Origin of the sequence: Corallococcus praedator (genome assembly GCF_003612125.1) — a bacterium.
Classification (GTDB): Bacteria; Myxococcota; Myxococcia; order Myxococcales; family Myxococcaceae; genus Corallococcus; species Corallococcus praedator.
This window is the reverse complement of sequence record NZ_RAWI01000033.1, coordinates 1-24649: the sequence shown is the minus strand read 5'-3', so window position 1 is coordinate 24649 and position 24649 is coordinate 1. Positions and strand designations below refer to the sequence as shown.

14 protein-coding genes are annotated in these 24649 nt (G+C 69.7%); 9 read left to right on the top strand and 5 right to left on the bottom strand.

The features are described from left to right. Positions 1-63 precede the first annotated feature (63 nt). The gene (locus D7Y13_RS06810; protein WP_158620250.1) at positions 64-1809 is read right to left on the bottom strand and encodes a hypothetical protein; all 1746 of its coding nucleotides are present in this window, start codon (positions 1807-1809) and stop codon (positions 64-66) included. A 251-nt stretch (positions 1810-2060) separates the two neighbouring features. Here D7Y13_RS06810 and D7Y13_RS06805 point away from each other — a divergent pair, with 251 nt between their 5' ends. The 3 genes from D7Y13_RS06805 to D7Y13_RS06795 all read left to right on the top strand — a co-directional run bounded on the left by D7Y13_RS06805 (position 2061) and on the right by D7Y13_RS06795 (position 6742). Continuing rightward, positions 2061-2945, top strand: a complete 885-nt coding sequence (locus tag D7Y13_RS06805; protein WP_158620249.1) for a sigma-70 family RNA polymerase sigma factor — start codon at positions 2061-2063, stop codon at positions 2943-2945. A 91-nt stretch (positions 2946-3036) separates the two neighbouring features. Beyond that, a complete protein-coding gene (locus D7Y13_RS06800; RefSeq protein ID WP_120582123.1) occupies positions 3037-4008 on the top strand; it encodes a hypothetical protein in 972 nt (323 codons plus the stop codon). Between the two features lie 31 nt (positions 4009-4039). Then, positions 4040-6742, top strand: a complete 2703-nt coding sequence (locus D7Y13_RS06795) for a protein kinase domain-containing protein (protein WP_120582122.1) — start codon at positions 4040-4042, stop codon at positions 6740-6742. Positions 6743-6752: 10 nt separating this feature from the next. Here the strand turns inward: D7Y13_RS06795 and D7Y13_RS06790 are convergent, their stop codons facing one another. From D7Y13_RS06790 to D7Y13_RS06780, 3 genes are all read right to left on the bottom strand, one after another. Then, complete coding sequence (locus D7Y13_RS06790; protein WP_120582121.1) at positions 6753-8459, bottom strand: phospholipase D-like domain-containing protein; 1707 nt, start codon at positions 8457-8459, stop codon at positions 6753-6755. Between the two features lie 120 nt (positions 8460-8579). Continuing rightward, the gene (locus D7Y13_RS06785) at positions 8580-9188 is read right to left on the bottom strand and encodes a superoxide dismutase (protein ID WP_120582120.1); all 609 of its coding nucleotides are present in this window, start codon (positions 9186-9188) and stop codon (positions 8580-8582) included. Positions 9189-9234: 46 nt separating this feature from the next. Further along, positions 9235-9735: a flavin reductase family protein gene (locus D7Y13_RS06780; RefSeq protein WP_120582119.1), complete on the bottom strand. Its 501-nt coding sequence runs from the start codon at positions 9733-9735 to the stop codon at positions 9235-9237. Between the two features lie 116 nt (positions 9736-9851). Here D7Y13_RS06780 and D7Y13_RS06775 point away from each other — a divergent pair, with 116 nt between their 5' ends. From D7Y13_RS06775 to D7Y13_RS06755, 5 genes are read left to right on the top strand one after another with little or no spacing between them, the layout of a single operon-like run. Continuing rightward, the gene (locus D7Y13_RS06775) at positions 9852-12209 is read left to right on the top strand and encodes an AAA family ATPase (RefSeq protein ID WP_120582118.1); all 2358 of its coding nucleotides are present in this window, start codon (positions 9852-9854) and stop codon (positions 12207-12209) included. A 30-nt stretch (positions 12210-12239) separates the two neighbouring features. Continuing rightward, a complete protein-coding gene (locus tag D7Y13_RS06770; protein WP_120582117.1) occupies positions 12240-20279 on the top strand; it encodes a hypothetical protein in 8040 nt (2679 codons plus the stop codon). Positions 20280-20291: 12 nt separating this feature from the next. Continuing rightward, positions 20292-20819 carry a hypothetical protein gene (locus tag D7Y13_RS06765; RefSeq protein ID WP_147444150.1) on the top strand — a complete coding sequence of 176 codons (528 nt, stop codon included), beginning with the start codon at positions 20292-20294 and terminating at the stop codon, positions 20817-20819. Positions 20820-20836: 17 nt separating this feature from the next. Continuing rightward, positions 20837-21604 carry a hypothetical protein gene (locus tag D7Y13_RS06760; RefSeq protein WP_120531785.1) on the top strand — a complete coding sequence of 256 codons (768 nt, stop codon included), beginning with the start codon at positions 20837-20839 and terminating at the stop codon, positions 21602-21604. After that, positions 21604-23145: a formylglycine-generating enzyme family protein gene (locus D7Y13_RS06755; RefSeq protein WP_120582116.1), complete on the top strand. Its 1542-nt coding sequence runs from the start codon at positions 21604-21606 to the stop codon at positions 23143-23145. Before D7Y13_RS06760 ends, D7Y13_RS06755 begins: the two co-directional genes overlap by 1 nt. A 100-nt stretch (positions 23146-23245) precedes the next feature. Here the strand turns inward: D7Y13_RS06755 and D7Y13_RS06750 are convergent, their stop codons facing one another. Next, positions 23246-23782, bottom strand: coding sequence for a carboxymuconolactone decarboxylase family protein (locus D7Y13_RS06750; protein ID WP_120582115.1), 537 nt, complete (start codon positions 23780-23782; stop codon positions 23246-23248). Between the two features lie 109 nt (positions 23783-23891). Between D7Y13_RS06750 and D7Y13_RS06745 the strand changes: the two genes are divergently transcribed. Further along, on the top strand, positions 23892-24470 hold the full coding sequence (locus tag D7Y13_RS06745; protein ID WP_208734453.1) for a MarR family winged helix-turn-helix transcriptional regulator: 579 nt from the start codon (positions 23892-23894) through the stop codon (positions 24468-24470). Positions 24471-24649: the final 179 nt, after the last annotated feature.

Genomic DNA, 24649 nt, shown 5'->3' with positions numbered 1-24649 from the left:
TCCTGGAGTCCGCGATGGGGGAGGGCCCGGGAGCAGGCCGTCCCTCCCCCACCGCGTTCAACCTCAGGGAGACGAGGGCACGCCGGCGCCGAGGTAGCCCCAGCACCGGGCAAGGCCCCGGCTCGTCAACGCGCAGGTGTGGTTCGCCCCGGCGGTGACCTGGGTGAACTCCTCCCCCCAGGGCGGGCGGGCCTGGTAGGAGTTGTCATCCCCCCAGCACTCGATGCCAGGGCCGCCGCTGACGATGGCGCAAACGTGGGCGGCGCCCGCGCTCACCTGGAGGAACTGGATGGGCAGTCCCACGGGAGGCGACGACTGCCCAGCGTAGTTGGAACCCCAGCAGGACACGTTGCCCGCCGCCGTCACGACACACGCATGGGAGTTGCCCATGGTGAGTTGGGTGAACACCCCCGTGGGGGGCGTGGACGAACCGGCGAAGTCACGGCCCCAGCAGGACACGCTGCCATCCGTCCGCAGGCCACACGTGGACCCGCTCCCCGCCCCCACCTGGGTGAAGGTACCCGTCGGAGGTGAGGACTCCCCATGCGTGTTGTCGCCCCAGCAGGCCACCGTGCCGTCGGCCCGGATGCCGCATGAATGCCACTCACCCAGGCCGAGCGCGGTGAAGGCGCCGGTGGGCGGCGTGGACTGTCCAAGGTGGTCGAGCCCCCAGCACGCCACGCTGCCGTCCAACTGGAGCCCACAGGAGTGCACGACGCCCAGCTCCAGCAGGGTGAAGGTGCCCGGGGGCGGCGAGGCCTGGTTGTACGAGTCGTCCCCGAAGCACGCGACGGTGCCGTCGAAGTGCAGGCCACACGTGTGTGAATAGCCTGCCGCGAGCGCCCGGAAGCGCCGGGGGGGCGAGGACTCCCCGGCGAAATCACTCCCCCAGCAGGAGAAGTCGCCGGCCATGGTCACCGCGCACGTGTTCGCCCCGCCCGCGCTGACCTGCCGGAAGGTGCCCGTGGGAGGCGAGCTTTGTCCGACGGAGTCGTCCCCCCAGCACGACAAGGTGCCCACGGCGGTGAGGGCGCAGGCGTGAGAGTAACCCACGCTCACCTGCGTGAAGGAGCCGGTGGGCGGCGAGTTCATCCCATAGGAGTCTTCCCCCCAGCACGTCAGGGTGCCCGTGTCGGTGATGGCGCAGGAGTGATCTCCCGCCGCGCTGACCTGGGTGAAGCTGCCCGTGGGGGGCGTGGATTGGCCGTAGGAGTCTTCGCCCCAGCACGCCAGCGCGCCCGAGGTGGTGACGGCGCAGGCATGGAAGTGCCCCGCGTCGAGCCGGGTGAAGCTGCCCGTGGGGGGCGTGGCCTGTCCCCGGTCGTTGTTGCCCCAGCACTCCAGGCTCGCGTCCGCCTTGAGGCCGCAACTGAAGCGCTCGCCCACGCTGACCTCGGTGAAGGTGCCCGTGGGAGGCGTGGACTGGCCATGGCTGTCGAGCCCCCAGCACGCCACGCCGCCGTCCGGACGGAGGCCGCAGACGTGGTGCAGGCCGACACTGAGCTGGGTGAAGGCGCCCTCGGGGGGCGTGGCCTTGCCATCGTCGTTGTTGCCCCAGCAGATGGCCAGGCCGCTGTCGGTCAGCCCGCAGCCATGGACAACACCGGCGCTGACGGACGGCGGTGATTGCAGGAGTGTCTGTGATGCGATTGAGAAGTCCTTGTCCTTGCTGGCGGAGGCCTCGGGCGGCTCCGCCCCGGTGCACCCGAACAAAGGCAGTGCGGCGAGGAGCGCCCAGGCCCATTGGACCCGGGAGGTGCTGGTGTGAGAGGAACGGCGCGGTGGATGGGAACGTCGACGTTGCGTCATGCGGTACCTGTTGTCGATGAGGAACCGGACCGGCCCAGACTCATCCGGATTCCTCTCCCAGACGTGATGGGGCATCGCCGGACCGACGCGGCTGCGTCGTTGCGCTGCAATGACTTGCAAGCGCGTGCCTGGAATGCCCTCACCGTCGGGTAGCGCTCCTGACGGCGGGGCCGAGGGGATATTCAGCACCTCTACAATCTTCTCCCGGGGCACTGACGGGCGGAGACCCGGGCGGTGGTAGCCTTCGGCCCGTGACTGGTCCGACCCTTCCGCTCGCTTCCGCGTTTCGCGAGCACACCTCGGAAGCCGTTCCCGAGCTGGAGCGACTCGAAGCGCTCCTCGCCAGGGCCCTTGAGCACGCGCGCGGCCGGTGGCCCGGCGTCACGGTGGATCCGGTGCCGTTCGTCCGGTTCATCGCGGAGCGGCTTCCAGCCGGTGCCTCCGGAGGGGCGGCACTGGAAAGCACCTCCGTCACCGATGAGCTGTATCTGGCCTTCGGGTGTCTGCGGCATCACCCCGTCGCGCTGCGACTGTTCGAGCACACCTACCTGCGGGAGGTCGGCGCGTTCGTGTCCGGCGTGGATCGCTCGCCCGCGTTCGTGGACGAGGTGCGGCAGCACCTGCGCGAGAAGCTGTTCACGGGCTCCGAGCCGAAGATCGCGGAGTTCACGGGCAGCGGCGCGCTGGGCGGATGGGTGCGGGTGGCGGCGCTGCGGATCGCCCTCAACCTCAAGCGCTCCGAGGCCCGCGCGGAGTCCACCGCCCGCGAGCCCATCGAGTCCGCGATGGGCGACGACCTGGGGCCGGAGCTGAACCACCTCCGCTCGCGCTACCGGGAGGCCTTCGCGGAGGCCGTGCGCGCGGCCCTGGGACAGCTCACGGACCGGGACCGCACCCTGCTGCGTCTGTACCACGTGGAGTCACTGTCGCTGGACGCCATCGCGGCGCTCTACCGCGTGCACCTGTCCACCGTCTCGCGCTGGCTCAGCCGCGCCCGCGAGCAGGTGGCGGAGTCCACCACCCGGCACCTGTGCGAACGCCTGGGCGTCGGCGCGTCGTCGGTGGACAGCATCGCCGCCCTGGTGGTGAGCCAGGTCGATCTCAGCCTGACGCGCCTGCTCGGAACCGGGGGCTGAACTTTCGCTGCAAAGGTTTTTCCGGCCGGTGTCAGTGCGTCGGGAGCCCCGTTCCGGGTCCCTCCCCCAACGCCGCACCGAGGAGAACCCCATGCGCCCCACCCGATGGCTGTCCCTGCTCACGCTCGCCACCACCGTCACCGCGTGCGAACCCCTTCCGCGGGACGCCGACCCCGGGCAGACGGAGGTCCAGTTGCCCGGCGAGGACTTCTATCCCGAGGGCCTCGCGGCCGCGTCCGACGGCACCCTCTACGCCGGAAGCCTGGGCACGGGGGCCATCGCCCGTGCACGGCCGGGGGAGCTGGGGGCCCACGTCTTCGTGCCGGGGCGTGCCGCGTTCGGCGTCTACGGCCTCGCGGTGGACGAAGCGCATGGCACGCTCTGGGCCTGCACCTACGATGACACCCTGCCCCCCGCGCAGCCGGCGCACCTCGCCGCGTATGCGCTGGCCACCGGGGAGCTGCTGGCGAGCCATCCCCTCCCCGGCCCCAGCGGCTTCTGCAACGACGTCACGCTCGATACCGCAGGCAACGTGTACGCGACCGACTCCTTCGCGAACGCCATTGTCCGACTGGCGTTGGGCGGCAAGGAGCTCACCACGTGGGCCACGGATGAGGCGTTCGACCCTGTCACCCCGGGCGACATCACCCTCAACGGCATCGCCTACGACGGGGCCGGCGGGCTCCATGTCGTGAAGAGCGACACGGGGACGCTGTTCTCCATCGCGATCCAGGCGGACGGCAGTGCCGGGGTCCCAGTGGCGATCCCCGTGACGCCGGCCATCGAATCACCGGATGGGTTGGAGTGGCTGGATGCGCAGCGGCTGCTGGTGGTGGAGAACGCGCCCGGCCGGGCGTCCATCGTGACGCTCAGCGGGGGCACCGCGACGAAGGCGGTCCTGGCCAACGGCTTCGTGGAGCCGACCGCCGCCGCGCTCACGGAGGGCGGCGCCTGGGTGCTGGAGGGACAGCTCGGGTTCCTCTTCGGCAGTCCGGGCGTCCCGTCCCTGCCGTTCCGCGTGCACCGGCTCGTGGTGCCTCCGGCGGCGCCCCTTCTGCCCTGAGCGGGCCCACCGCTAGAGTCCTGGCCCGACCATGACGGGATGCCCCACCGAGGAAACGATTCTCGCCTTCGTGGAGGGACGGCTCCAGCCCCCGCAGCGCGCCCTCATCGAGGCCCACGTCTCCCGGTGCGACGCCTGTGGCGAGCTGCTGGCCGCGGTCGCCAGGACCTGGCACGCGGAGGGCCGGCTTCAGCCCGTGGAGCCAGCGCCACCGCGTCCGTTCAGCGATGGCGAACAGGTGGGCCCGTACACGGTCGTCGGACACGCCGCCAGCGGCGCGATGGGCGACGTGTACCGGGCGCATGATGGACGGCTCGGGCGCGACGTGGCGCTCAAGGTGCTTCCGGCGCGGTTCGTCCAGGACCCCGAGCGACTGGCCCGCTTCCACCAGGAGGCACGCGCGGCGGGAGCCCTGTCCCACCCGCACCTGCTCACGCTGTTCGACGTGGGGACCCATGAGGGCCTGCCCTATCTGGTCACCGAGTGGCTGGAGGGCGTCACGCTGCGAGAGCGATTGCTACGGGGCCCACTGCAGCGGGAGCACGTCCTGCGGCTGGGCATCCAGTACTCGCGCGGGCTCGCGGCCGCGCACGCTCGCGGAATCATCCATCGCGACCTCAAGCCGGCGAACCTCTTCATCGGTCCGGATGGCAACGGCCGGATCCTCGACTTCGGGCTCGCGCGACTCACCGAAAACCTCCAGGACGCCGCGTTGACCCAGAGCGGCGCGGTGATGGGCACCGCCGGCTACATGGCGCCGGAACAGATTCGCGCACAGCCCGTGGACGCGCGCGCGGACATCTTCGCGCTGGGCGCGGTGCTCCATGAGGCCGTGAGCGGACAGCTCCCCTTCGGCGGTGACAGTCCGGTGGAGCGGATGAGCGCCGCGCTCCGCGATGATCCGCCGACGCTGCCGGGCGAGCTGGGGACGGTCATCGCACGGTGTCTGGCGAAGTCGCCGGGGGACCGGTTCCAGTCCGCGCAGGACCTGGCGTTCGCGTTGGAGTCCATCGCCGCGCGCGCACCCAAGCATCGGGCTCCGCTTGCGCGCCCTGCCCTGCTCCCGGTCGCGGGGGTCGCGCTGCTGCTGGGCGCGCTCGGGGGCGTGTTTGCTTTCAGCCGCGCGTGGGAGACACCCGCTCCGGTGCGGGAGGTGGTGGATTTGAACTACCGCCCGGTCACCTTCCGCCGGGGACATGTGCTCAACGCGCGGTTCTCCGCGGATGGGCACACGTTGTTCTACGGCGCGGCGTGGGAGGGCGGACGCGCGGAGCTCTACAGCGCACGCACCGAGCGGCCCCTGTCGCAGGCCCTGGGACACCCCGCCGACGTGCTCGCCGCCTCGCCCCAGGGCGAGCTGGCGGTGTTGCTCGAACCCCGGTTCTTCGACGCCGACCATGGCAGTGGGACGCTCGGGTTGATGCCGCTGTCGGGGGGCGCTCCTCGCGCCGTGCTCGATGGGGTGCTGGAGGCAGACTGGGGACGCAGGGACGGGCCGCTCATGGTGGTGCGGCGGGTCGGGGAGAAGTTCCGCCTGGAACAGCCTCCGGGGACGGTGCGGTTCGAATCCCAGGGGTGGATCAGCAACGCCCGGGTGTCTCCCGACGGTGCGCGGATCGCCTTCCTGTTCCATGAACATCCCAAGGATGACCGTGGCGGGGTGTGGGTGCTGGAGAAGGAGGGAGCCCCCCGGCAGCTCTCCGGTGAGTGGGGAAGCATCCGGGGGCTGGCGTGGGCACCGGACGGTTCCGAGGTGTGGTTCACCGCCTCGCGCACGGATGCCGACTCCGCGCTGTTCGCCGTGGACCTGGGTGGGAAGACGCGGCTCGTGGATCGGATCGCCGGGCGGATGGTGCTTCACGACATCGCGAGCAATGGCTTGGTGCTCGTCGACCATCCGGTCATCCGGACCGGCCTCGCCTTCGGTCGTGCGGGGGAAGAGCGGGACCTGACGTGGTCGGACTCCTCGTTCATGACGGACCTGTCGCGCGACGGTCGGACGGTGCTCTTCGCGGAAGGTGGGCAGGTCGAGGGACCGACCTATGGCGCCTACCTGCGGACCACCGACGGCGCGCCTCCCATCCGGCTGGGAGACGGCCTGCCCATGGCGCTCTCTCCAGATGGGAAGTGGGTGCTGACGGCGAAGTATGGGGAGCGGACCGGGTTCGTCCTCTTGCCCACGGGCGCGGGAGAGTCCCGCACGCTCGACCTCGCTCCCGTCGCCGTGGTGCTGGGCGCGCGCTGGTTCCCGGATGGAAAGCGATTGCTCCTTCGCGGCAGCGAGGCTGGCAGGCCTGCCCGGCTGTGGGTATTTGAACCAGGTGCGGGTGCGCCCCGGGCCATGACCGGGGAAGGCATGGGCTTCGAAGCGACCATCGCTTCCGATGGCAAGCGCCTCGCGGCGGTCGATGCGACCACCGGAAGCCTCCGCGTGTTCTCCGACACGGGTGAAACTGTCAGCACCGTGCCCGGCACGTTCGCCGGACAGTCGGTGGTCGGCTGGCACGTCAACGGTGACGCCCTCTATCTGCGGAGCGTCTCGCTGCCCGTCCAGGTTTCACGGGTCGACGTGCGCACGGGCGCAAGCGTGCCGCACCTGACCGTGCCGGCCCGGGGAACGCCTCCGGGACTCGTCTCCATCATGACGCTGGCCCTCTCCGAGGACGGCAGCGCCCACACGTACAGCTACAGCGAGGCGCTCTCCCGGCTGTTCCTCCTGGAGCGGGAGCGGTGACAGCCCCTGGTCAGAACCAGCTGTAGTCCAGCGGGTAGGGCGGCAGCTTCTCCTTATCCACCTTGAGGTCCCCCGGACTCCGGGGAATCAGCCGCACCTGGTTGTACTGGCCATGGGCGTCGTCACGAAGCGCCGCGGGCACTTCCTTCTGGGAGTGCACGTTGTAGTGCGGAAAGAGCTTCCGTTTCACCTCGATCGCGAAGGCATCGCTCTGGACGTGAAGGCTCATCTCCCCGTCATACTCCATGCTGCGATGGCCAAAGTTCGCGCTGCCCACGATGACGTGGCGCGAGTCGATGAGCATCAGCTTGGAATGGACATAGATCTTGATGCTGTCACCATATTGGTCGCTGTCCGCCGGGAACCGCACGGGGCAGTAGAACTGGACACGGGGCGTCTCGCCGTCCACCAGGTCCACACCTTCAATCAACTCCAGGGCCACCTCCAGCGGCTTGCTCGCGGTCTTCTGGCCCTCCACCGGGGCGGGACGCTTCTGGAGTTTCGCGCCTTCCATCCAGCTCTTCGGCGTCTTCGCGCCGAGGACCTTGTAATACACGCCGTTCTCGTGGTTCACCGGCTCGAGGACATCGTTGATCCGCAGGCCGCGCAGGGCGTCATCAAGCTTCCCCTTGGTCCCCTGTTTGTCCTTGAAGCTCGCCACCAACATCCGCGTGTACGCGATGCGTGACAACTGGGTGTTCGCCTGTGCCGGGTCGCAGGCCTGATCCGGAATCACCACACAGACGTGGAACTGCTTCTGCGTCTTCAGCTTCCGGCAGATCTCCGAGACGATTTCCGGTTCGAAGAACTGGTAGTTCTCCGCATAGACATACGAGGTAGCGCCCTTGAGCAGCGCCTTGATTTCATCCCGGATGCTGTGTTCGGTGCTGAAGGCGGAAACACCCGTTGTCAGCACGGAGATCGCCAGATCGCCGGTCTGGGGCTGGTCCTTCAGGAGCCCCTTGATGGCACCCCGGACCTTGTAGCGCGGTGGCCCGTTCCAGATCATGAACGAGTCGGACGAGACCTGTCGGTCCCAGCGGCGCAGCCACTCCGCCTCGACATCCAACGTCACGGGCCCCTTCACCAGCAGCGCGGTGTCGTGGAGGGTGTGGACTTTGTCGGAAGGCGTGATGGGATGCTTCCCGGTGTGAAAGGGCGTGTCCCAGTACTCCGCCTCCATGTTGAAGCCACCCACCAGCGCCTTGAGCCGCCCCCGCACGGAGAAGAGGGACATCTTCTGGTGCAACCCCAGGCCCACGCCCTTCAGCCGGGCCGGATGGCTCTCCAGATAGACAAGGATCTTGTCCTTGTAGCCGTGCAGGACCTTCGCCACCAACTGGTTCCCGTGGGCCACCTTCGCCGCGAAGTTCCCTTCGCCAGTGTAGTTCCCCGACACGACGTCCGGATCCCACAGGATGATCTCCACGTGGACGCCCAGGTCCGCCAGCGCCTTCAGCTCCACCTCGAGTGTTTGCGAGGGCTTGTCCTTGCGCAGGGGGACGCCCAGCTCCATCGCCCAGTAGGCCAGCCGGACGTAGGTGTTCGCGGGCACGGACTCGGGGACGTTCGACGTGTCCTCCGGCTTCGACAGGACATCCGCCCCGTCGGTGACGCTGCGCTTCACCTCGTCCAGACACTTGACGAAGGTGGCGAAGAATTCTTCGCCATCCATCAGGAACTTCGCGCTGTTGTTGACGCTCTCCCGCTTGCTCATTAACGGACACTACAGGAGCCCTCCAGGATTTCGACCACCCGACAGGTTGCTCCTTCCGCGGAGAACCGCGCCACACCGGACCGTGCCGACCGGGCCGCGCGGTTCTCTTCAACGGTTGAGCTAGCGGTCGCCCTTGAAGATTTCCGTGCCCTTGAGGTTCTGGGTCACGAAGTCCCAGTTCACCAGGCTCGTGAGGAACGTCTCGATGTACTTGGGGCGCAGGTTCCGGTAGTCGATGTAGTAGGCGTGCTCCCAGACGTCGATGGTGAGCAGCGCCTTCTGGCCGTGCTTCATCGGCAGGTCCGCGTTGCCCGTCTTCGCGATGCCCAGCTTGCCGTCCTTCTCCTGCACCAGCCACGCCCAGCCGGAGCCGAACTGCGTCGTGGCGGCGTTGGCGAACTCCTCCTTGAACTTCGCGAAGGTGCCGAAGGCGCCGTTGATCGCGTCCGCCAGCTCGCCCCGGGGCTCGCCGCCACCGTTGGGCGCCATGCAGTGCCAGTAGAAGGTGTGGTTCCACACCTGGGCGGAGTTGTTGAACACGCCCCCGTCGCTGCTCAGGATGATGTCGATGAGCGACTTGCTCGCCTCCGGCTTGCCGTCGATGAGCTTGTTCAGGTTCGTCACATACGCGTTGTGATGCTTGCCGTGGTGGTACTCCAGCGTCTCCGCGCTGATGTGAGGGGCCAGCGCGTCCTTCTTGTACGGAAGCTCGGGCAACGTGAACGGCATCGGGTACGTCCTTTCGGTATGTGGTGAATGTGCTGCTGTTCGTCTGCTACTTCCGCGTCGGCTCCGGATCCGGATGCGCCGTCACCGCGCGATAACCCCGGTTCCAGTAGACCAGCGGATCCCCTTCCACACCCCGCTGGATGCCCACCACGCGTCCCACCAGCAACAGGTGATCGCCGTAACGGTGCACATCCAACACATCGCAGCCCAGGCCTGCCAGGCTGTCCTGCACGAAGGCCCGCTCGTCGAACGCCAGCCCCTCCGCGTCTCCCTTCGCGCAGCGGACCGAAATCTCCCGTTGGGCGGTGGACAGGACGCTCACGCTGAAGCGGCCGGCGGCCTCCACGCGCTTCAGGGTCCGGGACGTCTGTTGGAGGGCCAGCACCACCAGCGGCGGGCTCAGCGACAGCGAGCTGAAGGAGCTGACTGTCGTGGCCGCGACACCCTCCGCGTCACGGACCGACACCACCGCCACCCCGCTCGCCCACCGGGACATCGCCTCCCGGAAGTCCAGGGCCGACACCCCTTCAGGACCGCTCTGACTCATGTGCTGGTCTCTACCACCTGCACCGCCACCGGGTCAGCAGTTCCTCCAATCCATTGGAGGAATACCAATGGGGTGGCAGGGCGGCCCGCCGTATGCTCGCGGGTTGGAGGCGCCCGATGGGATCATCGTGGGGGGAGACGCTCACGCGTCTGGATGCGCTGCTGGTCCAGGTCTGTGACCTGGAGGAAGCACGTGCCTCGAAGCTCCGGGGTGAGGCGGAAGGGGGCTGGGACGCGGTTCGCGCCACCGTGCGGACGCCCTCCGCCGAGCTTGCCTTCAGCACGGCGCTCCCAGAGACGCCGCTGTTGGCGGCCTCACCTCCCCTGCCCTTCGCTCGGCTGCGGGCGTCGCTGCGGCTGGAGGCCGTGGAGGAGGAGGCGCTGCTCGTCCTGCTCGCGGCGCACCTGGAGCCGCGCTACCCGCGCCTGTTCGCCGTGCTCCAGGACGACACCGCCCAGGGATGGAACGTGGAGCGGTTGCTCTTCACCGTCCTGGGTCGCACGCCCGCCCGCGCGCAGCGGCTGCACACGTCGCTGACCGAGAGCGGCCTGCTCGTCGGCGGGGGGCTGTTGCAGACGGGCCTGGGCGCCTTTCCTCCCCTGCTCCGCCCCGTGGACCTGGCGCCGGAGGTGCTCGAAGCGCTGCTGGAATTGCCCCGGCCCTCCGTCCTGGGCGACATGCCCCTGGAGTGGCACGACACGGAGCCCGTTCAACCACCGGATCCGCGTGGCGCCGGTTCCTTCGCCGTGGTGCATGGCGAAGGGGAACGCCTGGGCGTGGCGCTGGACTTCGCGTCCCACGCGGGCACCTCCCTGGTCGTCGCCCGCTGGGCCGGTGCCCTGGAGTCCACCGGGGCAGCTCGGGCCCTGTGGCGCATGGCCTGCGTGCGTGGGGTCGTGCTGGCCGTGGACCTGGCCGGGTGTGAGCGGAGTCTCGCGCTGTCCGTCACGGAAACCCTCTCAGGGCTGTGTTCACGCTTCGGGGGCCGGGCGCTGGTGATGTGTGATTCCGCCCAGCCCGTCGCCGTTCCCCACCATGAAGCGCCCGCCCTGGGCTTCACCCAGCGGCGGGCCCTGTGGCGCGAGGAGGCCCTGGCGCGGGGTCTGTCATTGGACGAGGCCGACGCCGGACGTCTGGCTTCCAGCTTCCGGGGGGGACGGCAGGAGGTTCGTGCCGCTTTCGACGCGGCCCCCGGGGGGGATGCGGAGGCGCTTCGTGCCGCCGCGTCCCGGCGGGTCCAGGTGCCGCTGCGCCATGGCTACCGGCTGGAGACGTCCCGGACGTTCGCGGACCTCGTGGTCCGGGACACCACCCGCGAGGCCCTGGAGCGGCTGCTGTTCTACGTGGCCCAGCGCGACCGCGTCGCCGAGGAGCGCGGGCTCCTGCGCCGCTTCCGGCTCCACACCGGGCCCGTGGCGCTGTTCTCCGGCCGCTCCGGCACGGGCAAGACGTTGGCCGCGGAGGTCATCGCGCACGCCGTGGGCCGGCCGCTCTACGTCGTGGACCTGTCCCGGCTCGTCAGCAAGTACGTGGGCGAGACGGAGAAGAACATCGACGAGGTCCTCACCCACGGAGAGCGCTCGGGCGCCGTGCTGTTCTTCGACGAGGCGGATTCACTCTTCTCCGCCCGCACCGAGGTCAGCAACGCCAATGACCGGTTCGCCAACCTGGAGGTGGGCTTCCTGCTCCAGCGCATCGAGCGACACGACGGCCTCATCATCCTGGCCACCAACCTGCAAACGGCCATCGACGAAGCCTTCCTGCGCCGCTTCCACGCGCGCATCGAGTTCCCCTTCCCCGAGGTCGACGAGCGCCGCCGCATCTGGGAGTTGATGCTTCCCCAAGGGGTGCCGCGCGAGGGAGCGCTCGACCTCGCGGGGCTCGCCCAGCGGCACCGGCTGGCGGGCGGGGACATCCGCAACGCCGCCCTCAAGGGCATCTTCCTCGCGGAGCAGGCCGGGGCCCCGCTGTGCCAGGACCACCTGGAGCGCGCCGTCGCGCTGGAGCTGTATGAGCTGGGCCGGCTGTCACGGCGCCCGGAGGCGGAGAGCCCCGGCGACGCGGGCACGCGCCTGCGCCGCGTGGCGGAGGTGTTCCAGGAGGCACTGGACACGCAGCTTCGCCAACACTTCCTCAAGGAGATCCACATCCTGCACGGCTCTCCCACCCGGGAGGCCCTGGCGGGAAAGCGGCCCGCGGTCTCGCTCGCGCTCTACCGGCTGGCCGTCACGCAGAACGGGGCCCTGCGCCTGGGCCTCATCGTCTCCGCCTGGTCCAACCGCGCCGAGGAGGAACACGAGCTGCTGGGCGTCCTGCATGGACTGCTCACGCGCGGACTTCCCCATGAGCTGGATGGTCGCAAGCTCACCCCCCGCGTGCAGGAGAGCTACGACTTCGACCTCCTCCATCGCTTTTGGAGCAGTCACGGACATCCCATCCGGGCCTCCCTGGTGCTGGACGTGGAGATGACCTAGCGTTTTCTTCACTGATGGTGCGGGGGGACCGTGCGCATCCGTGAACAGGGTACGAGGGCGTCCATCAAGGCCGCGACCCGGAAGACTTCCGGACGCACCCCTTCGTCCCCGCTCCCCCGCAAGCCGGGCGTCGTTCCCCGGGGGCCCGCGTCCTCCAACCCCGCCCGGGAGCTGGCGTCCCGCCTCGCCTCGCTGAAGGGCACGGGCCCCGGTGTCTCCGGTCAGGTGCTGCGCGACACGGCGCGCGACCTGGGGCGCCGGGTGAATGATCCGGCGTGGCGGACGCTGAGCGGGCCCCGCTCCCACCTCTTCGACCCGTGCCCCGCGCATCCTCCCGAAGTGGGCCTGCTGTCCGAGCCGGGCGCCCTGGATGCCGAGGCGGGCATCGCCGGACTCGCGCCCCAGCCGCACACCGGGCTCGCGGAGGCGGACGGTGCGGCCCAGGCCCCCACCGTCGCTGCGCAGGAGGAAGAGGCGCGACGGCGCGCGGCGGCCCGCACCGCCGTGCTACCTCCTGGCTCCGCGGAAGAACTCGCGGACACCGCCGCGTGGCTCGCCGAAGCCCGGGCCCGTGCCGACGTCTCCGCGAGCGGTGCGACGCTCGATGGCGCGACCGCCGTGACGGGGGCCGGTGCCGACGTCTCCGCGAGGGGTGCGACGCCCGGTGGCACGGACGCCGCGGGCCTGGGCGGCAGCACGTCACCGGCTGCCGCTTCGGACACGGACACCACCGTCGATACGCCGGGCGTGGGCGGAGAGGAGACCACTCCCGAGCCGCCCCCCACGCCCCTCGAAGCAGGGCCCGAGCCCGGGAGCATGGGCGAGGTCGCCAGGCTCGACACCGTCTTGAGTGTGCTGTCGGGACGGGGCGACGTGCGCATCACGATCCGCCCGGCCGCACCGGGCACGAAGGGACCCACGCCCGCCACGAAGCCGCCCCTCCCCCAACCCGACGCCACCGCCGACACTGGCCGCACCGCCGAGACGCCTCCCGCCGTCTCCGCGGAAGTCCCCGCGGCGGTGGCGGCGACGAAGCAGCTGGCCGAGGCCCACGCCCAGGGCGTCCAGGGCGTCCAGAAGGGCCTCCAGACCGCGCCGGATACCAGCGGCGTCCTCCCCGCCGAAGCCACGACGCCCGCCGTGCTCCCGGCGCCTCCTCCCGAGCCCATCGCGGAGGCGCCCGCGACGGTCAGTCCCGCGCCGGGGCCGGGCCCCAGCGCGGACGAGGGCGCCCTGGCGGCATGGAAGGGCCGCATCGCCAGCACCACCGAGAAGGTCCCCCAACCCCAACTGCCTCCGGCGCCCCGCTATACCTTCAAGGTCCAACAGGCCGCGGTGGACCCGAACGCGGTCCGCGCCGCGCGGCTCAAGCAGCTTGAGGACGAAGGCAAGAAGGCCATCACCCCGGCGAAGCAGCCGAAGGACCTGCCGGCCATCCCGGATGATCCCACCGGCAAGGCCTCCTCCCTCGTCGACGCGAAATGCGACCGCAAGCTGGAGGTCCGCGAAGCCACGCTCCCCGACCTTCAGAAGAGTCCGCTGGGCCACGTGCCGGAGATTGGCGCGCAGCTCATCCGCGACGACGGAGGGCACCTGCTCATCAAGGGCCCGCTGGGGGACCTCGTCTACAAGCCCGGCGGCCCCAAGCCCACCGACCCGGAGAAGCTCAAGGACTGGACGCTCCTCGAGAAGAAGATCACCGACGCGGCCGAAAAGCAGAAGAAGGCGAAGGTCGCCCCCAAGGAACCCGCGAAGGGCGTCACCGTCATCGAAGAGGCGGCGCCCGCGCCCATCAACGTCCCCGACTTCGCCCGCGTGGACATTGGCGACGTGCTGGCGCGTCTGCTCGCCGCCCCGGACCGGTACGCCGACGCCTCCGTCCAGAAGGCCCGCGAGGCGTATGTCCCCGGTGGGCTGGACACGTCCTGGGGTGTGGGCCTCATCGCCGCGGAGCGTCCCCTCTTCGCCGCCGAACTCCAGCGCATCGCCGACGCCGCGCAGATCAAGAAGGAGGACCTGGACGCCAAGGTCGAGGCCCGCCGCAAGACGCTCGTCGATTCCCACGAGGCCACCACCGCCACGCTCAGCAAGGCCCACGAGGAGGCGAAGCAGAGCCTGGAGGAGAGCGGAAAGACATTCAACGATTCGCTCGCCCGCGTGCGCGCCTCGCTGGATGCCCAGGCGGAGGCCAAGGCCGCCGCCATCAAGGGCGGCGTCGACCTGACCGAGGCCCGCCGCAAGCGCGACGCGCTGCTCGCCGCCGTCGACACCAAGGTGGACAGCTGGGTCGTCCGGTACGACCAGAACGGCAAGCGCTTCAAGGAAGCCTTCGTCAAGGCCGCGAGCGACCAGATGCGCGCGTACGAGCTCGCCGCCCTCCAGGACGAATGGCAGCTCAAGAAGGACGCCGGTGAGGATCCGGCGAAGCTCAAGGCCGCCACGGAGCTGTACCGCCCGACGAAGAAGTGGCTCGACGACCGTCGCAAGGAGATTGGCGCCGTCGTCAGCAAGGCCAAACGCGACATCGACCAGAGCGTGGAGCGCTACCAGGACGAGCTGCGCCGGGCCGGCAAGGAGGCCAAGGAGGTCATCCGCGACTGGCACGCGAAGCAGATCGGCTACGAGCGCGGGTTCTGGGACCGGCTGCTCGGCTGGATCATCGACTGGCTCGACTCCGCCCACGACGAGAGCAAGGCGTGGGAGGCCGCGGTCTCCGCCGAGAACAAGACGTCGCTCGACAAGAACATGCTGTTCCTCGCGGAGGTGCGCCTGCGCCAGGGCGAGGAGCTGGACGCCGAAGCCCTCAAGAAGCGCCAGGACCTGAGCGAGGAGCAGAAGGCCATCCTCGTCACCTACTACGGCAAGGGCGGCAAGGACGCCGTCCAGGCGCTCGCGGAGGGGCTGGCGGTGCGCATCGCCGGCCAGCGGCGCAAGCCACTCATGGAGGCGCTGGAGAAGGAGATCCTCGCCGCCACCGACCTGGACCGCGTCCGCACGGTGGTGGAGGCGCAGAAGCCGCAGTTCAGCAGCGACGCCCTCAACATCGTCGGGAAGGTGGAACAGGGCGTCAACCACACGTGGGGCACCGAAGAGAAGAAGATCTTCGATGCGCTCGCCAACCTCACCCCCATCCAGGGCCACTACGTCGAGCTGCTCTACGCGTCCCGCAACGGCGGGGAGAACCTGCGCGAGCGCCTGAAGAGCGAGCTGGACGACTTCTTCAGCACCAGCACGCACGACTGGGACAAGGCGGAGGCCCTGCTCTCCGGCAACGCCGCCAAGGCCGCCGCCGTCGAGCTGGACGACGCGATGCACGGCACGTTCCTGGGCACCGGCCTGGGCACGGACGAAGCCGCGATCCTCACCCTGCTGCGCGGCAAGACGCCCGAGCAGGTCGACGCCATCAAGAAGGCCTACAAGGAGAAGTACGGCCTCGACCTCATCACCCAGTTGGACGACGAGCTGCGCAGCGGCTCGCTCAAGACCCACGACGCCGACGAGATGCACGCCCTGGTGGAGGGCCGCACCGAGGACGCGCGCGCCATCGAGCTGGACCGCGCCATGCGCGGCTCGTGGTTCTTCGGCCTGGGCACGGACCGCGCGGGCATCGAGGCGGTCTACGACCGCGTCCGCAAGGAGACGGAGGCCGACGCGCAGCAGTACGGCTGGGACTCCAAGACGCTGAAGGCGGAGCTGCTCAAGCGCAACAAGGACATCGACGCGGCCTACGAGCGCCAGTACGGCAAGGACTGGACCGGGCGCGCCTCGGGCGAGAGCGCGCTCAGCGCCGCGTACCGCGACGAGATGGGCGGCGACGAGCTCAAGCTCATCGAGGGCCTGCGGGACGACAAGGGCCTGCAGGTCGATGCCGCGCGCATCCACATCGAGCACACCAGCTTCTTCTACGCGGACGACACGATCATCCGCACCGCGATGTCCGCGGAGGGCCGCCGGCAGATCGCCGATGAGCGCCGCGACGGCTACCTGGACATCCAGGAGCGGATCGACATCGAGCGCGGGCTGGACGAGGCGAAGGTCAAACCCGCGAGCGAGGGCCCGCTCACGGACGCGGACCGCAAGAAGGGACTCATCAGCGAGCTGGAGTTCCTGGAGAAGTGGAGCCCGGAGAAGCTGCAGGCGCGCCTCGCGAAGGAGCGCAAGAACGTCGACCTCGCGGCGAGGGCCCATGCTCAGGAGCACGCCCAGGCGAACATGAAGGCGCTGGCGGCGGAATACGACGCCAGCTACGTGACCGCCGGCTCCGGCCAGATGACGTTCGAGCAGGCCGTCCGCTTCGACACGTCCGGCGCGGACCGGGACGCGGTCGACGCGCTGCTCGCCAAGGGCTACCTCACGGACGCGGAGGTCGTGCAGTTCGCGGTCCAGGGCGTCGGCACCGACGAGGACGCCCTCAAGGAGGTGCTCGCGGGCAAGAGCCGCGAGGAGATCAACGCCATCGCGGAGCAATGGGCGAAGAACAACCCGCCCGACGCCGGCGACACGCGCACCCCGTTCGAGCGCTTCCGCGCACGCATCGAGTCGGAGCTGAGCGGGCGCGAGGCCTTCGACATCCTCGACGTGGTGGACTACGGCGAGGCCGTCACGCCCCGGGAGAAGCTGGCCCGGGCGAAGCGCCGGGAAGGCTTCGAGTTGGATTCGTCCAACATCTTCTCGCGCTCGGCGCTCAAGATTTTGCGCGACCAGACGGCCACGCTCGACGCCGAGGTGGCGGCGCTGGAGCTGCACGAGTCGCGGCGGCCGAAGCCGGGGGACAAGGACTACAACGCGGACACGCTGCGCAAGTGGCAGGACGACTGGGAGAAGAAGGCCGTCCGCATCGACCACCAGGCGGAGCTCTCCGACGAAGCGGTGACGATGCACCGCGAGCACGTGGACACCGTCACCGACTTCGTCGTGACCATCGCCACGGCGGCGGTGATGGCGATCGCGGTCGTCATCGGCGTGCTCTTGAGCATCTTCGCCCCACCGGCGGGCGTGGGGTTCTGGGCGGCGTTCGGCTCGTTCATGGCCAGCTCCACGGTGCTGGTGGGCACGGCGCTGGCCACCGTCGCCGTGACGATGCTCGCGAAGGCGGCGCTGAAGGGCTCCGCCTACGGCTGGGAGGAGGCGGCCACCGACGCGGGCGTGGGCGCCGTGGACGTCCTCACCTCCGTGGCGACGGCGGGCATGGGCTCCAGGCTGCTCAAGATGGGGTTCCTGGCGCGCATGGCCGGCGAAGGCGGAGTGATGGCGCGCATGACGGCGCACGGCCTGGCGCAGGGCGCCGAGGGGCTGGTGCAGTCGGTGCCCTCCGCGTTCCTGGGCAACGTCCTCAACGATGAGAACTACAAGGGCGGCAACGCGCTGCTCAACGTGCTCGCGGGCACCGCGATGCAGGCGGCGCCGGGCGCCCTCATCTCCGGAGGGCTGGGCGCGCTGGGGGGCATCTCCAAGCCCCGGGCGCCCCCGCCGCGCACCCACGATCTGCTCGCCTTCCGGGGCACGCCGAAGGAGCGCCTGACGCTGTTCAAGAAGTGGAAGGTGGAGAACCCAGCGGGGGGGATGAAGGAGTTCCTGCGCGAGTTCGACGACGGCCTGCTCAAGCAGATGTCCGGCGACTTCGACAAGAAGCAGCTCCAGCGCACGATGCGCAAGGAGCTGCTGGAGCACGTGCCGCCCGCGCAGCGCAAGGCGTTCGCGAACACGCCCATCGAGATGCTCTCCAAGGAGGACTTCGAGGCGCTCACCGGCAGCAAGTCCGCCGAGGCCGTCACGATGTTCCGCCGGGGCAAGCCGACCATCGTCTTCAAGGCGGGCGCGGACCTGGCGGCGTTGGGCGAAGAGGGCCTGCACCTGCTCCAGCGCCACGACAAGGCGACGCGCGAACTGGTCCAAGCGCTGGACGAAACGGCGCTGCGGCACTGGGACCGGCTGCCCGTCGAAAAGCAGTTCGAGCTGTACCGCAAGAAGCTGCTGCTGGAGATCGACGCGCAGGAGTCGCTGCTCGCCTCGCTGGAGGCGAAGCGCGGCGTGTCCATGGAGCCGGGCGAGGCGGCGCGCCGCATCGAGCGGGGGGAACGGTCGCTCGGAAACCTGCGCAAGCGGCTGGGAGAGGTGGACGCCTTCACCCCGTCGGAGCTCGCGGAGTTCGGACAGGGTACGCGCACGAAGCCCCAGTACCTGAACGAACCGCCGCGGCTGTTCAGCAAGAAGGAGCCCCCCGTCCCGCCCCAGGCTCCCGAGCTGCCCGAGGCCAAGGCGCCGGAGGTGAAGCCAGAAACATGGCCCCAGACCTCCCAGGTGCACCCGAACCAGGACGTGGGCGCGTACTCCCTCAAGCGCCCGGAGGTGGACGACCCGAACATCCAGACGCTGGAGCGCACGCCGCTTTCGAAGGAGCAACTCAAACGCACCACCACGCCGGTGGGAGCCGGGGAGTCCCTGGAACAAGTCGGCCCCGCGTGGGAGGAGCTGAAGTTCGACCGCAAGCGGCGGGTTTCAGAAAAGCGCTACTACCGACTGGTCGAGAAGACCAACGCGCAGGGGCAGAAGGAGCTGTTCGAGGAGATCCTCTCCGCGCGCAAGAGCCCACGCTGGGAGAAGCGCGGCGGGTTCGTCAACAAGGAAGGAGGCGAGCTGGAGAAGGGCGCTTCGCGCCGGATGACGGAGGAGATCCTGGGAGACCGGCTGGGGCCGGGCAAGGAGTTCCAGCGCGTCACCTTCAAACCCAAGGGAGAGCAAGGCAGCGGCTTCGACGAGCTGTTGTTCCAATTCGATGACGGCGTCAACCCGACCCGCGCCGACATCCACATCGTGGAGGTCAAGGGAGGCAAGCAGGACCCCAAGTTCCGCAAGTTCACCTCGGTCGGAGAGAACCTGCTGAGCAACATGGAGCTGTTGCGCGAGGCGCTCGACAACGAGAACTGGACCCGTCTCCACCAGTTGGGCCCGACGCACGTCGCGAAGCTCAAGGATGCCATTGACCAGTGGCGGGTGCAGATTGAGCTGCGCATCGGTCCCAGGACGAAGATGCCTGGCAAGTCCCTGGCCGCCCGCATCGACCGCGTCGCGAACGCGTGGCGCAAGCTGGATCTCCTCGCCCAGAAACTTCCACCGGGGATCGAGGACCGGACGCTCGTCAAACAGCTCAAGCGCGACCTGAAGGCGTCCTTCAAGTCAGGACGTGTCCCGGAGGTGGAGAAGGCGCTCCAGGCCGTGGAGGACGCCCTGGACGGAACCACCCCGGGGACGGGGATGTTCTCGAAGCATGGCATCGACCCGGGGCCCCGGCCCCGCCTGGTGCGGGGCTTGGATCCCACTGCGACCGCGGGCGCCATCACGCGCATCGACGCGCGCTTCGAGCGCCCACCGCCCGTCGTCATGCCGCCGACGGGGAGCGACGTGGCGAACGCCGCGACGGGCCTGGGGGACGTGCACCGGGTGCGGACCGTCGTCCCGGGAGTCGGGGTGCTGGGCTGGGGCGGCTTCGACATCAGCCTGTCCCAGCAGTGGTCGGCGCGAAAGTTCATGGAGTTCGAGCGCGTGCAGCTGCGTGAGATCCGCGACCGGCTCAAGCAGATTCCCGAACTCGATCCGAGGAAGTTCAGCTCGCTGCGCCCGTTGGAAAGGGAACAGGCGCTGCGGGAAGCGGCGGAGATCACCCTGGACGCGTTGGGCATCCCCAAGTCGAGGCGGCCGGACATCCTCTTCAAGAACCTGCGCGGGGACTATGGCTACATGAGCTGGAACTTCCGGCGCCTCAGGAGTGGGCGGCTGAGGCCCTACCGGAAGCGGGGCCGGCTGGTCATCGCGACCGGGCTGTCGGTGGGCGACGCCGTTGGCACCATCGTCCACGAGAGCCGGCACTACTATCAGGCGTATCAGGCGTACCAGTTGTCGCTCGGGCGCTCCTCGCACCCGCTCGCGGGGGCGTGGGCCGGAAACCTCCCGGGCTCCGGAGGCGCGTACTTCCAGGCGGGCGCGCGCTATTATTCGCAGCCGATTGAAGCGGACGCGGAGACCTTTGGTCGGCGCCTCATCGACCTGCTCCCGGGGCGCTGGCCCCCATGAGGACGACTCGCCATGCGTGGTCAACCATCGAGAACAGTCACCTGCTACGTGTGCGGCTCGAAGTTCACCGTGCACCAGAAGCTGGTGGTGACCCGGCGTGAGACGCTCACGCTTCCGGACCCGGACAAGTGCCCGTTCTGCGACACGCCCCTGAAGACCATTGCCCCGCTGGACGAGGGCGTGGCCAAGGGGCTGGTGCTCACCGCGGCGGAGTTTCCGGAGGAGAAGAAGGCCTACGGAACGGCGGAGGACTACCTGGAGGAGTTCACGCTGACCGAGCAGGACATCGACGCGCTGGTGGAGCTGGCGCAAGGGTTGGACTGCGCGGAGTGGGCCCGGGACAACGAGGAGCGGCTCAAGCGGCGCAAGAACCCGAGCGTCCAGGCCGTGTCGCGCTTCCTGCCCAAACTCCAGGCCCAGGTGGAGAGCGGCGCGCTGCCGGAGCGGTTGCGACAGGCCTCGGAGCACGTCAAAGAGGAGTACCGCGCGCGACGGAAGCGGCACCTCGCGATCTTCGAGCGACGCAAGCAACAGGGATGACGGGCGAAGGAGGACGCATGGCGGGCCAGCCGAACGACAACCCCAGCACCTGGAGCGCACTCTTCGGCTCCGGGGGCCGCGAAGGCGCGGACGCGAAGGAGACGATCAAGCTGCTGACGCCCTCCGTGTTGGCGAACGCGAATGCCCCCGTGCGGGAAGCAGGCCCCCTGAGCAACACGCTCAGCCGGATGCTCGTGCTGTGCGGCCCCACCGAAGGCCGGGCGCTGGCGGAGCCGCTGGCGCGACTGGCCGGCCCCGCGCTCCAGCAGGTCGCGGAGGACTTCGACGACCTGCGGCCCGAGCAGGTCGTCAACGTGCTGTCGTTCGTGAACGCGATGGAGTGTGCAGGGCAGGTGGACGGGCTCCTCGCCCGCGCGCCCGTGGAGTCCTGGCTGGAGGCGCTGATGAAGGCGCGCCGGACGCTGCACGAGGTGCTGGCGTACCGCTGTGGCCTGGTGTCGCTCGCCCAGGGGCTGCCGGAGCTCGCGGCCCGGTTCGTCGGTGGGGGAAAGCTGCCCGAGAGCTTCACGCCGGGACAGACCTTCGGGTTCAACGTTCAGGGCTTCGTCCGCTACCTCGCGACGGCACAGCGGCGACAGGCACGGGCCGAGGAGGTCCGCCCGGCGTGGGAGACGTTCGCGGAGGTCTTCCCCATGAAGCGGGCCGCGGACACGCTCGACTGGAAGGACCTGCTCTGGGCGGCTCGCTCCTTCCACGTCGGGTTCGAGCACCGGCCGGTCGCGGAGGTCCTGGAGGCCGTGCACTCACGCGTGAAGCCCGCGTGATGCCCTCCCCTACCCTGGTCGCCCGGCCGGACTTCACCTTCGAGGCGCTGGACCGCGTGCTGGAGGGGCTGGGCTGGTTCCTCCAGTCCGAAAGCCAGACACCGCCGCTCATCCCCGGAGAACCGGAGCTGGCGGTGTATGTGCATCGCGCGAAGGGCACGGAGCTTCAGTACTCGTTCAACCCGGTGGTGAGGCTGCGGGTGCTCCAGCTCCACGGGCGGGACGCGGTGGAAGGCTGGAACGCGGTGCGGCGGCAGGTGCCGGTGCTGGACGCCCCGGCGCTCGCGGCGTTGCTGGCGTCGCGGGAGACGAAGGACGTGTTGCTGGGATTGCTCGCCACCGGGGAGCTGCGCGAGCGTTCGTCGCTGGAGCGGGTGGCGGCGCTGCGCTTCCATCCGGAGGAGAGCGTTTCGCGCACCGCCGAGCGCGTGCATGCGCAGCTTGTTCCAGCGGGGGTGCCAGAAGCGTTCCAGGTGCTGGAGGCGGAGAAGCGGGCGCATCCGGAGCGCTCCGTCCTGTTCGCGCACCTGCCGGGGGAGGAGCAGCGGCGGCAGGTGCTGCGCTGGCTCATCCAGGACCATCCGCGATCCAATCCGCACATCGACGCGGTGTTGAACTCCGCGCTGGTGGATGCGGACGCGGAGGTGCGGGTGACGGCGGTGATGACCGCGGCGCGGCTCCAGGCCCGTGCGGTGATTCCGGCGCTGCTCGCGGCGAAGATGCCCACGTCCACGCGGGAGGGCGCGGATCCCCGGGACCGGCTGTTCTACTCGGGCCTGCGGGACCTGGTGGCGGGGGTGCTGGCAGGACGGCCGCTGCCACCGGAGGGTTCACCGAAGCGGGAACGGATGGCGCCGCTGCTGCGCGCGCTGTCAGGGCCGGCGGAGGTGCTGGATGATCCCACGCTGCTGCTGCATGCGCTCACGACGCCCGTGGACCTGGGCAGTGCGCCGCATGTCCTGCCCGAAGCATTGGTGGCGCATGAGGGCACGTATCGGCTGCGGCGCTCCGGGCTGGAGGCACGATGGGTGCCGGCGGTGGAGCACTGGCTGGGGACGGGCGCGACGTTGCGGCGGGCCCGGTCGCCGGGGTTCTTCGTGGCGCGGGTTCCGGTGAGTCGCGCGGCCGCGGCGTGGACACTGGCGGCGGCACAGGGACCCATGGGGACGGCGAGCGCGGATGCGGAGGAAGCCGCACCTTGCACGTGGGCTCAAGCGGAACAGGTCTGCGCGGCGCTGTCCCGGATTGAGGGCGTGGAGCTGCGATTGCCTTCCGGTGAGGCGTGGGAGATGGCGGCGCGCGGTCCGGATGGCCGGCTGTTCCCCTGGGGGAACTCGATGCGGGACGACGGGGCTTCGCGCGCTTCGCCGTGGGGCGTGGCGGGGCTGGTGGGTTCGCTTCCGCAATGGGCCGTGGAGGAGAAGACGAACGGACACCTGCTGTGCGGCGGGCGGGAACAACCGCTGTGCGCATCCAGGCGCGACGTGGCGGAGGCGGACTCGGCGGTGCTCGGCGCGGTGCGGTGGGTATTGGCGCTATAGCCTTGAGCCAACACCAGCACAGGGCGGCTGGAAGTCGCGCCCTGCGTGACTGAAGCCCCCAGGGGCGCCGCGACCCCGCCGGCGCCCCCCGGGCGGAGGCTCAGGCGACGCGGGGGAAGTCGACCTCGGTGCCGGCCACCACGTTGAGGTAGTTGGTGAGCACGTTCTGCGCGACCGCCGCCACCACCTCCACCAGCTCCGCGTCACTCAGCCCCGCCTTGCGTGCCTGTGCGAGCTGCGGGCCCACGTCCGCCGCCCGCGTGCGGGCGATGGCGACGGCGAGGTCCAGGATGGCCTGCTCGCGGGGGTCCGCCGAACGGCCGGTGCGAAAGCCACTCAGCTCATCCGCTTTCACCCCGTGCCCCTTCGCCAGCGCCGTGTGCGCGGAGAGGCAGTAGGTGCAGCGGTTCAGCTCCGCCACCGCGATGGCGATGGCCTCCTGCGTGCGCGGCGACAGCTTCGCGCCGCCCATGGCGTTGAAGTAGCCCGCCACGGCGTCGAGCGCCGCGGGGGAGTGGGCGAAGGTGGAGAACATCTTCGGAACGGTTCCGAACTTCGCCTTCAGGGCGGCGAGCGTGGGCTCGGAGGCGGCAGGCGTATTCGCGGGGCCAACGGGGGCGATGGTGGGCGTCGTCATGGGGTGCTCCTGGGGACAGCGGGGTGCGCGGCCGATCGACTGGTATCGACTCGATACTAAATGCGCCCGCCGACTCCGCTTGTCAACTCAGTATCGACACGATACCTTCATGCCCATGGCCGGCGACCGCCTCTATGCGTTGCTCGAGCGACTCGGGAACCTGCTCCGCACGGAGGAGCGGGCGGCGGGGCTGCCACATGGGCTGCAGCCGGTGCACCTGCAGGCGCTGCGCTACCTGCAGTCGTGCAACCGCTACAGCAACACGCCCGCGGCGCTGACGGAGTACCTGGGTCTCACCAAGGGCACCGTGTCGCAGACGCTCCTGCTGCTGGAGGAAAAGGGACTGTTGCGCAAGCAGGCCGATACGGAGGATCGGCGCGTCATCCACCTGCTGTTGACGGAGGCGGGCCGCGCGGTGCTGACCCAGGCCCTGCCACCCGAGCTCTTCAAGCGGGCCCTCACGGAGCTGCCCGGCGAGGGCGCGGCGCTCGAAGAGGCGCTCACCGGGCTGTTGCGCTCCCTGCAGGCCGCGAATGCCCAGCGCAGCTTCGGCGCATGCGGCACCTGCAAGCTTTTCCAGCGAGAAGGCCCGGGGCGCTTCCGCTGCGGCCTGACGCAGGAGCCGCTGTCACGCGAGGACAGCCAGCTGCTGTGCCGGGAGCACGAGGTCATCCCCCCAGGCCACTGACGCCCGGCCCGAACCGCGTGCGCTGCTCAGCCGGCCTTCGCGGTGAGCTGCTGTGCGGTGGGTGGGAACAGCCGCTGTGCTCATCCAAGCGCGACGTGGCGGAACATGAAAGGGGTCGAGGCAGTCCTTGCAATCGAGCGGGGCCCCACCCGTAGGGCAAAGACTTCCCTGCCCTGCCC

What these genes read in the sequence shown, in the direction of transcription:
- D7Y13_RS06810 (WP_158620250.1), bottom strand. Translation starts at nt 1,809, where the DNA reads ATGACGCAACGTCGACGTTCCCATCCACCGCGCCGTTCCTCTCACACC.
- D7Y13_RS06800 (WP_120582123.1), top strand. Translation starts at nt 3,037, where the DNA reads ATGCGCCCCACCCGATGGCTGTCCCTGCTCACGCTCGCCACCACCGTC.
- D7Y13_RS06795 (WP_120582122.1), top strand. Translation starts at nt 4,040, where the DNA reads ATGACGGGATGCCCCACCGAGGAAACGATTCTCGCCTTCGTGGAGGGA.
- D7Y13_RS06790 (WP_120582121.1), bottom strand. Translation starts at nt 8,459, where the DNA reads ATGAGCAAGCGGGAGAGCGTCAACAACAGCGCGAAGTTCCTGATGGAT.
- D7Y13_RS06785 (WP_120582120.1), bottom strand. Translation starts at nt 9,188, where the DNA reads ATGCCGTTCACGTTGCCCGAGCTTCCGTACAAGAAGGACGCGCTGGCC.
- D7Y13_RS06780 (WP_120582119.1), bottom strand. Translation starts at nt 9,735, where the DNA reads ATGAGTCAGAGCGGTCCTGAAGGGGTGTCGGCCCTGGACTTCCGGGAG.
- D7Y13_RS06775 (WP_120582118.1), top strand. Translation starts at nt 9,852, where the DNA reads ATGGGATCATCGTGGGGGGAGACGCTCACGCGTCTGGATGCGCTGCTG.
- D7Y13_RS06765 (WP_147444150.1), top strand. Translation starts at nt 20,292, where the DNA reads ATGCGTGGTCAACCATCGAGAACAGTCACCTGCTACGTGTGCGGCTCG.
- D7Y13_RS06760 (WP_120531785.1), top strand. Translation starts at nt 20,837, where the DNA reads ATGGCGGGCCAGCCGAACGACAACCCCAGCACCTGGAGCGCACTCTTC.
- D7Y13_RS06755 (WP_120582116.1), top strand. Translation starts at nt 21,604, where the DNA reads ATGCCCTCCCCTACCCTGGTCGCCCGGCCGGACTTCACCTTCGAGGCG.
- D7Y13_RS06750 (WP_120582115.1), bottom strand. Translation starts at nt 23,782, where the DNA reads ATGACGACGCCCACCATCGCCCCCGTTGGCCCCGCGAATACGCCTGCC.
- D7Y13_RS06745 (WP_208734453.1), top strand. Translation starts at nt 23,892, where the DNA reads ATGCCCATGGCCGGCGACCGCCTCTATGCGTTGCTCGAGCGACTCGGG.